Source organism: Pelagimonas varians, assembly GCF_003208435.1.
Lineage (GTDB): Bacteria > Pseudomonadota > Alphaproteobacteria > Rhodobacterales > Rhodobacteraceae > Pelagimonas > Pelagimonas varians.
In genome coordinates, this window is record NZ_QKMF01000009.1 from 11456 (window position 1) to 24198 (window position 12743).

Sequence of the window (12743 nt, forward strand, 5' to 3'; positions counted from 1 at the left end):
CCTAAAATTTTGGGTTAGCCGGACGCTCCCATAGCTTAAAAAAATCTATGTAGTGTGATAGACCAGAAGACCCAAGCCAAACACCCTATTTCAATTGTTTTGTGGCACATTGGCGACATGCCGCCTAGAATGTATAGCAGTCAAATCTACCAGTCATCCATCCTGAGAAAAGCAGAATTCCCTTCATGAACGCAACAAATTATGAATCAGGCCGCAATGAACTGCGCGCAGCACGACGTCAAAGCCGCTCTTATTACTGGTTCGTCGCTATTTTCAGTGCTTTTGTAAATCTGCTGATGCTGACGGGTCCAATGTACATGATGCAGGTCTATGACCGCGTCTTGGGTTCTCGGTCAGAGGCTACGCTGATTGCCTTGTCTGTTTTGGTTATTTTTCTTTATTCCATGATGGGGATTTTGGATTTCGTACGTGGCCGGGTGATGGGCCGCGTCGCAGCACGGTTTCAAACAACGCTCGATCTACGGGTGTTTGACGCCGTTTTAAGGCGGTCCGCCGTGAAACCCGATGCGTTGGCGCAAACCGGTTTGCGTGATTTGGAATCTATACAGCGATTGATGTCGTCACCGATTTTACTGGCTTTGTTTGATATTCCATGGACACCGGTATTCATCATCGGGATTATGATCTTCCATCCCTGGCTTGGATATCTCGCCCTTGTTGGCGGGGCTTTCTTGATTGTCGTGACCGTCGTCAATCAGTTGGTAACGCGGGCTCCGACTCTAAAATCCAATATCGCTGTCATGCAGGCCGAAAACGCAGCCCAGCAGATCCAGTCCGAGGCGGAAATGGTTCAGGCGCTAGGGATGCGCGGCAATGCTTTTACGCGCTGGATGGGCGCGCGCGGGCAGGCGCTTTCGGGGCAAATTAAAAGCTCGGATTTGACTGGCTCCTTTACCACTTTGACCAAATCCTTTCGCCTATTGCTTCAATCCGCGATGCTTGGCCTTGGGGCTTACTTGGTTCTTCTGGGGGAATTGTCGCCCGGTGCGATGATTGCAGGTTCGATCTTGATGGGCCGCGCTTTGGCTCCGATCGAGATGGTGATTGGCCAATGGGTCGCCGTGGAACGCGCGCGTAAAGGCTGGGAAAACCTGTCGCAGCTTTTGACCGAAGTCCCAGAAGAAAAAGAACGCACTGCTTTGCCGCGTCCGAGGGCCAAATTGGACGTTCAGCAATTGACCGTCGTTGCCCCCGGCGAGCAACAGGCAGCATTGCGTCTCGTGTCGTTCAATCTGGACCCTGGTCAGGCGGTTGGAGTAATTGGTCCTTCGGGGTCCGGAAAATCGACACTTGCCCGCGCCCTTACCGGTATTTGGCGACCAGCAGGCGGCAAAATCCGCCTCGACGGCGCGTCCCTTGATCAATTCGGGGCTGACGTCTTGGGCCAACACATCGGGTATTTGCCGCAGCGCGTAACTCTTTTTGACGGAACCATCGCAGAAAACATCGCCCGTCTGTCGGCGCAACCTGACGCAGAAAAGGTTGTCGCTGCCGCGCAAAAGGCTGATGCACATGAGATGATTTTGAAACTCCCCGATGGGTACGACACCCGCGTCACTGCTGCGGGCGGTCGATTGTCCGGTGGTCAAATGCAACGCATCGGTTTGGCCCGCGCCGTCTATGGAGACCCGGTCCTTTTGGTGCTCGATGAACCGAACTCCAACCTTGATAACGAAGGGTCGGAAGCGGTGAACCGCACGATTCGTGGCTTTAAAGAAAGCGGCGGGTCGGTTCTCATTATGGCCCATCGCCCGGCTGCAATCAAAGAATGTGACTTGTTGTTGATGCTTGAAAACGGCACCCGCGCCGCCTTTGGCCCTAAAGAAGAAGTGTTGCGCAAGATGGTTCAAAACCACAAACAAATCCAACAAAGTTCGACCCCCGGAGGCGTGCAATGACCGTCCAATCCCAGTATTCCATGCGCTTTCCGATGACTTTGGGGATTATTGCTCTAGCAATTTTGGTTGGTGGCTTTGGCACATGGGCCGCGACCACCAATATTTCAGGCGCCATCGTCGCATCAGGATCGATCGAAGTAGATCAGAACCGGCAAGTCGTCCAACATATCGACGGTGGCGTGGTCGAGGAAATTCTGGTCGACGAAGGCGACAGTGTGGCAAAAGGCGATGTGCTTTTGCGGCTGGATCCAACGACAATAATCTCGGAGCTGGCGATCGCGGACGGACAGTTCTTTGAACTGAGTGCACGTAGGTCGCGGCTGGTAGCAGAACGCGACAGATTGGGTGACATTACCTTTGACGAAGAACTGTTGGCGCAAACCAATCCGGAAGTTATTGAATTGATCACCGGCCAACGCAATTTGTTTCTTGCCCGCCTCGATTCTTCGGCTCGTGAAATTGAACAGCTGGCCAAGCGCGCGGATCAAATCAACGACCAGATTGTTGGCATTGACGCACAACAAAACGCAATCAGCGCTCAGCTTGCTTTGATTGAGCAAGAGTTGAGAGACCAGCAGTCCTTGCTCGACAAAGGCTTGGCACAGGCCAGCCGCGTCCTGTCATTACAGCGTGAACAGGCACGTATGGCAGGTCAGGTCGGCGAGCTTACAGCGCAAAAGGCGCAAGCCGAGGGCCGCATCACCGAGATCAACATCCAAGTTCTGGGTTTGGAGACGCAAAAGCGCGAAGAGGCCATTACAACTCTGCGCGATTTACAGTTTCGCGAACGTGAGCTGGCTGAGCAACGCCGCGCCTTGCGTGAACGTCTCAGCAGGTTGGAAATCACCGCCCCCGCATCTGGTGTTGTTTACGGTTTGACAGTTTTCACACCGCGATCGGTGATCCGGCCCGCGGACCCTGTGCTTTATTTGGTGCCGCAAGATCGCCCTTTGGTGATCGCAGCACAGGTTGAACCGATCCACATCGACCAACTGTTTGTGAACCAAGAAGTATCTTTGCGCTTTTCATCTTTGGATCAGAAAGAAACGCCCGAACTCTTTGGCAAAGTAATTCAAATTTCAGCCGACGCCTTCGAAGACCAAAGCTCCCGCATCCGGTACTACCGAGCTGAAATTGTTCTGAACGACGGTGAAGTTGCGCGTATCCCCGAAGGGTCGACTTTGATTCCGGGCATGCCGGTTGAGGCGTTTATCCGGACCGAAGATCGCACCCCCTTGGCCTATCTTGTCAAACCGTTCACCGACTATTTCGCCAAGGCATTCCGGGAAAGCTAACCCATACGCGGCAATCCATGCACCAAAGCACCGCGGCCTGCGGGGAGCAAATCGCCACAACGGGGATGCAGTTGCCCAGTCCGTCATTGCATTCTATCGCCGGCAGGCATGGCCCCCCGATCAGTTGATAGAGACTGCTGCGCGGTGGATTTCAATTCACAAGATCAACCATTTTAAAATATCAAAACTGCGAAATATTGTTGCTTTTGGTCAATGAATACTGGCTTTTTCTAACTCTGCCAACATGCACGCAGACCCTTTTCTTTTCGGCGTCGCCCCTCTAGCGTCACGCCGACAACACGACGCATTCAGGGATGAACACAATGAGCAACGCCATCGAAGCCCGCCTGTCAGAGCTGGGCCTAACCTTGCCCGACGCACCCGCTGCAGCGGCCAACTATGTACCCTTTGTGCGCAGCGGCAGCACACTCTATGTGTCCGGTCAGATCAGCATGGGCCCTGACGGCTTTATCACCGGCAAGGTCGGCAGCGATCTAGATGTTGAACAAGGCGCGGCCGCCGCCAAGGCCTGCGCTTTGAGCCTGATCTCTCAGGTGCGCGCTGCATGTGACGGTGATTTGACCCGCCTCAAACGCGTTGTGAAGTTGACCGGTTTTGTGAACTCCGGCCCCGATTTTACGGACCAACCCAAAGTGATCAACGGTGCGTCTGACACAATGGTTGAAATCTTTGGCGAGGCAGGCCGTCATTCCCGCTCTGCTGTGTCTGCCGCAGCGCTTCCTTTCAACGTCTCTGTTGAAATCGAAGGTATTTTCGAGATCGCATGATGCTTCCGTCAAGCTTGTTCCAACGCCCGATTGCGCATCGGGCGTTTCACGATGTCACCCAAGGCCGTCCTGAAAACTCGCGTGCGGCCATCCGCGCCGCGATTGCTGCGGGCTATGGGATTGAGATCGATCTGCAATTGTCGCGTGACAGGCAGGCAATGGTTTTTCATGATTACGACATGTCCCGATTGACTGGCGTATCCGGGCCAATCCAACTGCGGTCAGCTCCGGAATTGGCCGATACCCAACTGCTCAATGGTGAAGAAGGCGTTCCGACTTTCATCGAAGTCTTGCGCATTGTGGCCGGACAGGTTCCGCTATTGATCGAACTAAAGGATCAAGATGGCGGGATGGGCCCTGCTATCGGTACATTGGAACACGCCGCGATCGAGGCATTGAAGGGCTATAGGGGCGACGTCGCGCTGATGTCATTCAACCCACATACGGTCGCCGAACTCGCGCGGCTTGCCCCTGATTTGCCGCGCGGTCTGACCACCTGCAGTTTTCAAGACGAGGAATGGCAAACGATCAAAGCCACCCGACTGGAAGAATTGCGCGCCATTCCTGATTATGCCCGCGTCGGAGCCAGTTTTGTCAGCCATAATTGTTTGGATTTGGACAACCCGCGCATTACCGAGCTTAAAGCACAGGGGGCTCCGGTGCTGTGCTGGACCGTCTATTCTGCCAAGCAAGAGGCACAGGCCAGATTGGTGGCCGATAATGTCACCTTTGAAGGCTACACCGCTTGAACACCTTCGCAAACATGCCAAGTTAAAAGGCATGGAACAAAGCGGCACGATCACCATCAACGTTTTAACGGCGCTGGATCAAATTCCGGCACCAGACTGGGATGCCTGCGCCTGTCCCGAGGATGCGGACGGCAGGCCCCATGATCCCTTCACGACCTACCGGTTTTTGAAGGCCTTGGAGGACAGTGGATCAGTCGGGCGTGGAACCGGCTGGGAGCCCCGCTATTTGGTGGCTGAACTGGACGGGTTGCCGATCGCCGTCACTCCGCTCTATGCCAAGGGGCATAGTCAGGGCGAGTATATTTTCGATCACAACTGGGCGCACGCTCTGGAACAAGCTGGCGGAAGCTACTACCCCAAATTGCAGATAGCGGTACCCTTTACCCCCGCAACCGGACGGCGGTTTTTGACGCGGCCGGGATATGAGGCCGCTGGCATGTCGGCCTTGATCCAAGGAGCCATTCAATTCGGCGCGAACAATGAATTATCCTCCCTGCACATCACCTTTTGCACAGAAGCAGAGGCGATCGCAGGCGGCGAGATGGGCCTGCTCCGGCGCATCAGCCAGCAATTTCATTGGCTCAACAATGGCTACGAAAGTTTTGACGCGTTTCTGGCCAGCCTGAGTTCACGCAAGCGCAAAAACATTCGCAAGGAACGCGCAAAAGCGCACTGTTTCGGTGGGTCCATCGAAACACTTACAGGAGACCAGATTGAGCCGCATCATTGGGATGCATTCTGGCAATTTTACCAAGACACCGGATCACGTAAATGGGGAACCCCCTACCTGACCCGAGCCTTCTTTGACATCGCTCAGGAAACCTTGCGCGATGATATCGCTTTGGTCGTTTGCACCCGCGATGGGCAACAGGTTGCAGGAGCGCTTAATTTCATTGGTCGCGACGCACTTTATGGCCGCTATTGGGGCTGTATCGAAGATCATCCCTGTTTGCATTTCGAAGCATGCTATTATCAAGCCATCGATTTTGCGATTGCACAGGGGTTAAAACGAGTCGAAGCCGGCGCGCAAGGTGAACACAAACTGGCGCGAGGCTATCTACCCGTGGCAACACATTCGCTGCACTGGCTGGCCGATGCTGGCTTTTCAGATGCGGTTGCCCGCTATCTTCAGGCGGAACGGGCTGCCATAGATGAAGACATTGAAATACTGACGTCATACGGACCGTTTAAACGCGAGACTCGGGAGGAACAGCAATGACCGAGAAACTATCAGATACTGCGCGCAAAACCATGTTAGAACCTTTGTTCGCAACCGGCTGGGAAATGGTAGAAGGGCGTGATGCGCTTAAAAAAAGCTTTAATTTCAAGCATTTCAACGCAGCCTTCGGCTGGATGACCCGCGTGGCCATGTTTGCAGAAAAATGGGACCACCACCCGGAATGGTTTAATGTTTACAACCGTGTAGATGTCGTTCTAACCACCCATGATGTTGGTGGATTATCGACATTGGACGCGAAACTTGCCCGAAAAATGGACGGGTTGGCCGGGTTAACCGGAAATAGCTAAATTCAAGAAAAGGGGGCAGGTGAAAACTCTGCCCCCACTTCGTTTACAACGAAGCCAGCAACGCTTCGCCGCCGGAAATATCGCAAACGCCCGGATTTTCTTCGGCATGAAGAACCTTAACCACACCGTCTTCGGCCATCAACGCGTAGCGTTTGGAGCGGTCAATCAAACCAGCAGGTGGGGCGCTAAAATCCATGCCCGCGGTTTTGGTGAACTCCGCTTCTGCATCGCCCAGCATAGTGATACCCGCCGCAGTGGCCCCGGTCGATTCGCCCCATGCATGCATCACAAACGGATCGTTGACTGACAAACAGATGACTTCATCCACGCCTTTAGCTGTGAAATCATCACGGGTGCGTATGAAGCTGGGCACATGGGCCGTGCTACATGTCCCTGTATATGCGCCCGGCAACGCAAAAATCACCACTTTTCGGCCTTTGGTCAGTGCGCTCAATGCCACTTGTTCGGGTCCATCTTTACCCATACGTCCCAAATGCGTGTCCGGCAGTGTGTCACCAACTGAAATCGTCATATTCGTCTTGATCCTTGCGATTGCGTTTCTTGTATTAGCGACGGTAGGTTGAAGGCAATAAAAGGCAAGGGATAATAGATGACAAAAGTTGTTGTGATCGGAGCTGGGCAAGCGGCAGCATCGTTGGTTGCGCGGTTGCGCAGCAAAGGATTTGACGGCGATATCAGCGTTTTTGGCGATGAACCCCAGCCGCCCTATCAGCGCCCGCCCCTGTCCAAAGCCTATTTGCTGGGCGATATGGCGCTAGAACGTTTGTTCCTGCGGCCCGAAACCTTTTATGAGCAAAACGCCGTCGAAATGCGCACCGGTGCGGCAGTGGATTCTGTTGATCGCGCAGCCAAGACGATCAGCGTATCTGGCGAAAACATAAACTATGACCATCTGGTGTTTTGCACCGGATCTGCGCCGCGCCGCCTACCTTCGGCCATTGGCGGGGATCTGAAGGGGGTATTCGTTGTTCGTAGCCTAGCCGATGTCGACGACATGGCACCGCACTGCAAAGACGGTGCGCGCGTTTTGATCGTGGGTGGTGGCTATATCGGGCTGGAAGCGGCCGCTGTTGCCTCAAAACTGGGATTAAAAGTGACTTTGGTTGAAGCAGCCGATCGTATATTGCAGCGTGTAGCCGCCCCCGAAACATCCTCATTTTTCAGAGATTTACATACCGCGCATGGCGTCGATCTACGCGAAGGTTGCGGTTTGGAAAAGCTCACCGGCGACGGTCAAGTCAGCGGCGCAGAGCTGACCGATGGCACCTGCCTGGACGTGGATTTTGTCATTGTTGGCGTCGGAATAACCCCCGGTGACGCATTGGCCGAAACTGCCGGTATCAAAACTGAAAATGGCATCAAAGTGAATGCTCAGGGACAGACCTCTGACCATTCGATTTGGGCGGCGGGCGATTGCGCTTCTTTCCCCAATAACGGCGTGCAGATGCGATTGGAAAGCGTCGGCAATGCCGTGGACATGGGAGAATTGGTGGCCGATAACATTATGGGGGCGGACCGAAACTACACCGCCAAACCTTGGTTTTGGTCTGATCAATATGACGTAAAATTGCAAATCGCTGGTCTGAACACAGGCTATGATCGCGTTGTGGTGCGCGACAGCGGCGACGGGGTTCGATCACATTGGTATTACGCTGGTACAACGCTTCTTGCGGTGGATGCGATGAATGATCCACGCGGGTACATGGTCGGAAAGCGCCTGATAGAAGCGGGAAAATCACCGGCAGCGGAACTGGTGGCAGACAGCAAGACAGATCTGAAAGCCTTGTTAAAAGCATGAGGATCATCGCAGGGGAATACCGCGGACGAAGACTGGCGTCGGTCGGCAAGGGCGATCCGGGGGCACATTTGCGACCCACAACCGACCGGGTGCGCGAAAGCCTCTTTAACACGTTGGCTGGCGGACGCTTTGGCGACCCTATTTCGGGCGCGCGGGTTCTGGATCTGTTTGCAGGCACTGGCGCATTGGGGCTCGAGGCGTTGTCGCGAGGTGCCGAGCACGTCACATTGGTGGACGACGGCCGCGCCGCAGGAAAACTGATCCGCGAGAATATTCAGACATTGGGTTGCAAAGCGGCGTGCAAGGTGATCGCTCGCGACGCCACGCGGTTGCCACAAGCGGACACGGCCTGCGGATTGATCTTCCTTGATCCACCTTATGGAAAAGACCTCGGCGGGCAGGCACTGGCAGTTGCCCAAGCCGGAGGTTGGATAGCCCCCGAAGCGCTGATCGTCTGGGAAGAAGAAGCTGCTCAAGAAGCCCCGGCAGGATTCAATCTGCTCGATCACAAACGGTATGGCGACACTTGGATAAGCTTTTTGCAAGTGCAGTAGCCCAGTAACGAAAAAGCGCGCCATAAAAATGGCGCGCCTTAATTGTTTCGCAAGATCCTCACCAGATCCAAGCAGGGTATTAGTTTCTGGCTTCGGCAACTGCGTCTTGAGCATCTTTAACCAACTGCGCCCCATCCATGCCGCGCTTGGTCACTTCTGCGATCCATTCAGCGGTCACATCCGCCCCCAGCGCTTCAATTTTGGCGGTCGCGTCTTCCGACAGAACAGCGATTTCATTGCCCGATGCGGTCATCGCTTCCAGACCAACCTTGTCACCCGTGTCATGCGCGCGTCCGGCCCAAGCCGAAGTTTCCAAACCAGAGTTCGCATCGATCACAGCACGCAAATCATCCGGCATGCTTTCGTAGACATCCTTGTTCATTGCCCAGATGAAATAGAGATTATACAACGACTTATCGCCGGCAACGTCTGTATGACTGTCCGTCAGTTCGTCCAGTTTCAGCGACGGGGACATTTCCCAAGTGATGACACCCCCATCAACGACTCCTTTGGACAGCGATTCAGGGAATTGCGGCACCGGCATGCCGATTGGGGTTGCGCCAAGTTTGTCTAGCAACAAAGTGGCTGGACGCGAGGGGCCGCGCAGTTTCAGACCTTCGAAATCGGCAACCTCGGCAACCGCAGCGCCCTTTTTGTGAACAATACCGGGGCCATGCATATGAGCGGCAATCACATGAACATCGGCAAAATCATCCATGAGATGCTTTTGCGTAAACGCCCAAGCCGCGCGCGAAGCTTCCTCGGCCGATTTCGTCACCATAAAGGGCAACTCCATGGCTTCGGCTTCGGGGAAACGACCTGCTTGATAGCCTGGGATAACCCAGCCGCCATCAACAACACCGTCCAAAATCAGGTCGAACTGTTCAGGTGCCGCGCCTCCAAGCTGCATAAAGGGGTAGATTTCAACTTTGATACGCCCGTTGGAATCTGCCTCAACCTTTTCAGCCCAAGGTTCGATAAAGTATTTCGGGTTGGCCGAATTTGGCGACACAAAATGCTGAAACCGTAAGGTGACTTCTTGTGCCAGAGCGGAACTGGCGAGCGCACCAAAAACGGTGGCAACGGCGATAGTACGGATGGATTTCAACATAGGGATTCTCCCTTCCCTGAACCGGATTATTTCTCCAGAAAACTGGGCCCGGTCTTCACGTCATAGTCATTGCTGCACTGCAGCTACGGTTCACATATTGGACCGACGTCCAAGCTGCAAGTCACTCGCAACAAGGAAAGGACGGTGTTCCGGCCTAATCTCCCTGAACTGTTGAGCATTCCGCAATGCGGGGGAATTCTGAACTGGATTCCCCCTATGGTTTCTGTATCATCACATTCGAATTCATGCATGAGGAGGCCGCCATGAGTATTTTTCGCCCCAACCGCCGCGATCTTTTGACAATGGCTGCGGCAATGCCCGCGCTAACCCTGCCCGCGCGCGCAATGGCCGGGCTTGGCGCACCATCTGCCGCCAACCCGTCCCACTTCAATTTCACACTGGGAGAGGCAAAGTTGACGGTCGTGTCTGACGGTCATTTGGCGACACCTGCCAGCGGCCTTGGCATCAATACAGATCCAGCCGAAGTCCAAGCCTTTCTTGAAGCGCATTTTTTGTCGCCAACCACCAACTATAGCCACACCAACCATTTGGTGATTGAGCTTGGGGATGCCAAAGTCTTGGTTGATGTCGGCTCTGGTGACCGGTTTTTGGACACTGCCGGACGCCTAATGGCGAACTTGGAAACGGCTGGTATTGATGCCAGCACAATCACCCATGTCGTCATCACACATGCCCACCCCGATCACATCTGGGGGGTACGCGATGACTTCGACGAAGCAATCATTCCGGACGCACAGTATTTCATTGGTGGCACCGAACGGGATTACTGGATGCAAGACGGATTGCTGACCTCTGCCCCCGCCGAGGCCCAGCAGTTCATTGTTGGCGCGCAAAACTCCATCAATGTCGACGGAGTCGAATGGCAGCTTGTGTCCAATGACAATGAAATCGCACCGGGCGTACGTGTCATTGACACACCGGGCCATACACCAGGGCACATGTCCATTGTCGTGGAATCCGATGGGCAGCAATTGATCGCTCTCGGGGATTCCATGAACCACGCATGGATGAACTTTGCCCACCCCGATTGGGTCAACGGCTTTGACATGGACGGCGATATGACCGCAGCAACACGCAAGCGCTTGCTGGATATGGCTGCCGCAGACAAGATGGCGGTGCTCGGTTACCATTTTCCATTTCCCGGTGTCGGGCATGTCATGAAGGACGGCGATGCGTATCGCTTCGTCCCTGCACTTTGGAAATGGTGATCCAGTAAGGCTTGAAAGGCCCTTGGCATCCGGAAAACCGCAGCCGAGGGCCCTTTTGGGAATAGCTTAGTCTTTGCTATACGTCGGATGGAACATTTTCTTAGGCGACAGTGTGAAAATCTCGCAGCCATCTGCGGTCACACCAATCGAATGTTCAAACTGCGCAGACAGGGATTTATCCCGTGTCACGGCTGTCCAGTCATCTTGCAACACTTTGGTTTCAGGGCGACCCAGATTGATCATCGGTTCAATGGTAAAGAACATGCCCTCTTCGAGAACTTCGCGCGTGCCTGCCTTGCCATAATGCAACACATTGGGCGGCGAATGGAACACCTGCCCCAAACCATGGCCACAAAAGTCACGCACCACCGACATACGCTGCGATTCAGCATATGTTTGAATGGCATGGCCGATATCGCCAAAGGTATTGCCCGGCTTAACCGCATCAATCCCCATCATCAGCGCGTCATGCGTGACTTGGATCAGACGCTCTGCCTTGCGAGACAGTTTTCCAGCCACATACATCCGCGAACTGTCGCCAAACCATCCGTCAGCAATCACGGTCACGTCGATGTTCAGAATATCGCCGTCCTTGATCTTTTTGTCACCGGGGATGCCGTGGCAGACCACGTGGTTGACGCTGATACAGCTGGCGTGCTGATAGCCTTTGTAGCCAATCGTCGCCGAGGTCGTCCCCAGTTCCTCAACCCGATTTCGGATAAAATCGTCAATTGCACTGGTGGTCTGGCCGACAAAAACATGCTCGGCCACTTCGTCCAAAATTTGAGCCGTAACCTGCCCAGCCTTATGCATTCCGGCAAAATCTCCGGGCTGATAAATACGGATACCATCGCGGGTGACGCGGCCTTTGTGGTCAGTCAAGATACGCTCCATCAATTCTTGCGGGTTACTTAAGGGTTTTGCCGCCCCAAGACCAGAGCAAAGCCCTTTTCGCCGCACCATATTGGCCCTACACCCGTGGGATAAAGGAGCCCGCCTATGTCCCACATCACCCTTGTCCGTCACGGTCAGGCCAATACCGAAGCCCGCGATGAGCTAAGTTACGATCAGTTGAGCGATCTGGGAATGCAACAGGCCCGCTGGCTGGGCGACCATTTTCGCCAAACCGGCGAAGTTTTTGCCCGCGTTTATACCGGAACCTTGAAACGGCACATCCAGACCGCGGACGGGATCGCCGCTGATTGCGCTGCTGCCGTGGTACGCGATGCGCGGCTGAATGAAATGCAATATTTCGACGTGGCGCAGCAGTTGGAAAAACAGCACGGCTTGCCGATTCCGAAGGAACGGGAAGGCTTTATTGAACATCTGCCGGTTCTGTTTCGCTATTGGCAAGAAGACCGGATCGAGAATATCCCGGAAAAGTTCTCCGATTTCGAGGCTCGTGTCGGCGAGGCCATGACAGAAATCGCAGCAGGCGAGGGCCGTGCATTGGTGGTCACATCAGGTGGATTGATTGGCATGGCAATGCGGATCATCCTGCGTCTGGATATAGAAGCGCTTTCGCACATGTGCCTCTCAATCGAAAACAGTTCGCTTCACAGGGTGCAACCGCTGACAACAGGGCTGGCGATGACCCAGTTTAACGCAATCCCGCATCTTGACACCCCTGAACGCGCATTTGCCAGAACCCATCTGTAGCGCACCAATTTCGTCCACGAAATTTGTAAGAATTTTGAAAAATTCTTGCGCCTGCCTATCGGGATATGAAATGCCGGAAGCGTCCAGACTGCC

Annotated in this window: 13 protein-coding genes; 10 read left to right on the top strand and 3 right to left on the bottom strand. The window is 54.3% G+C overall.

Annotation, left to right across the window (positions count from 1 at the left end):
- The first annotated feature begins 185 nt into the window (after window positions 1-185).
- The 6 genes from C8N36_RS12885 (at window position 186) to C8N36_RS12910 (ending at window position 6278) form a co-directional block, all read left to right on the top strand.
- Complete coding sequence (locus C8N36_RS12885) at window positions 186-1919, top strand: type I secretion system permease/ATPase (RefSeq protein ID WP_097805219.1); 1734 nt, start codon at window positions 186-188, stop codon at window positions 1917-1919.
- Window positions 1916-3214 carry an HlyD family type I secretion periplasmic adaptor subunit gene (locus tag C8N36_RS12890; RefSeq protein WP_097805218.1) on the top strand — a complete coding sequence of 433 codons (1299 nt, stop codon included), beginning with the start codon at window positions 1916-1918 and terminating at the stop codon, window positions 3212-3214. Before C8N36_RS12885 ends, C8N36_RS12890 begins: the two co-directional genes overlap by 4 nt.
- A 323-nt stretch (window positions 3215-3537) precedes the next feature.
- A complete protein-coding gene (locus tag C8N36_RS12895) occupies window positions 3538-4002 on the top strand; it encodes a RidA family protein (protein WP_097805217.1) in 465 nt (154 codons plus the stop codon).
- On the top strand, window positions 3999-4751 hold the full coding sequence (locus C8N36_RS12900) for a glycerophosphodiester phosphodiesterase family protein (RefSeq protein WP_097805216.1): 753 nt from the start codon (window positions 3999-4001) through the stop codon (window positions 4749-4751). The genes C8N36_RS12895 and C8N36_RS12900 overlap by 4 nt, the downstream gene beginning before the upstream one ends.
- 31 nt (window positions 4752-4782) lie before the next feature.
- Entirely contained in the window at window positions 4783-5970 is a 1188-nt protein-coding gene (locus C8N36_RS12905) for a GNAT family N-acetyltransferase (protein ID WP_097805257.1), read from the top strand.
- The gene (locus C8N36_RS12910; protein WP_097805215.1) at window positions 5967-6278 is read left to right on the top strand and encodes a 4a-hydroxytetrahydrobiopterin dehydratase; all 312 of its coding nucleotides are present in this window, start codon (window positions 5967-5969) and stop codon (window positions 6276-6278) included. The genes C8N36_RS12905 and C8N36_RS12910 overlap by 4 nt, the downstream gene beginning before the upstream one ends.
- Window positions 6279-6321: 43 nt before the next feature.
- Here the strand turns inward: C8N36_RS12910 and C8N36_RS12915 are convergent, their stop codons facing one another.
- Window positions 6322-6810 carry a peroxiredoxin gene (locus C8N36_RS12915; protein ID WP_097805214.1) on the bottom strand — a complete coding sequence of 163 codons (489 nt, stop codon included), beginning with the start codon at window positions 6808-6810 and terminating at the stop codon, window positions 6322-6324.
- A 78-nt stretch (window positions 6811-6888) separates the two neighbouring features.
- On the opposite strand from C8N36_RS12915, the gene C8N36_RS12920 reads away from it, so the two are divergent.
- Window positions 6889-8097, top strand: a complete 1209-nt coding sequence (locus C8N36_RS12920) for an NAD(P)/FAD-dependent oxidoreductase (protein ID WP_097805213.1) — start codon at window positions 6889-6891, stop codon at window positions 8095-8097.
- Window positions 8094-8651 (top strand): 16S rRNA (guanine(966)-N(2))-methyltransferase RsmD, encoded by a 558-nt coding sequence (gene rsmD / locus C8N36_RS12925; protein WP_097805212.1) that lies wholly within the window; start codon window positions 8094-8096, stop codon window positions 8649-8651. Before C8N36_RS12920 ends, rsmD begins: the two co-directional genes overlap by 4 nt.
- Window positions 8652-8730: 79 nt before the next feature.
- Here rsmD and C8N36_RS12930 read toward each other — a convergent pair whose 3' ends face one another.
- Complete coding sequence (locus tag C8N36_RS12930; RefSeq protein ID WP_097805211.1) at window positions 8731-9762, bottom strand: TRAP transporter substrate-binding protein; 1032 nt, start codon at window positions 9760-9762, stop codon at window positions 8731-8733.
- A gap of 263 nt (window positions 9763-10025) precedes the next feature.
- Here C8N36_RS12930 and C8N36_RS12935 point away from each other — a divergent pair, with 263 nt between their 5' ends.
- Complete coding sequence (locus tag C8N36_RS12935) at window positions 10026-10991, top strand: MBL fold metallo-hydrolase (RefSeq protein WP_097805256.1); 966 nt, start codon at window positions 10026-10028, stop codon at window positions 10989-10991.
- Between the two features lie 66 nt (window positions 10992-11057).
- Here C8N36_RS12935 and map read toward each other — a convergent pair whose 3' ends face one another.
- Entirely contained in the window at window positions 11058-11873 is an 816-nt protein-coding gene (gene map, locus C8N36_RS12940; protein ID WP_370739158.1) for a type I methionyl aminopeptidase, read from the bottom strand.
- A gap of 117 nt (window positions 11874-11990) precedes the next feature.
- Between map and C8N36_RS12945 the strand changes: the two genes are divergently transcribed.
- Window positions 11991-12650 carry a histidine phosphatase family protein gene (locus tag C8N36_RS12945; protein WP_097805209.1) on the top strand — a complete coding sequence of 220 codons (660 nt, stop codon included), beginning with the start codon at window positions 11991-11993 and terminating at the stop codon, window positions 12648-12650.
- Window positions 12651-12743: the final 93 nt, after the last annotated feature.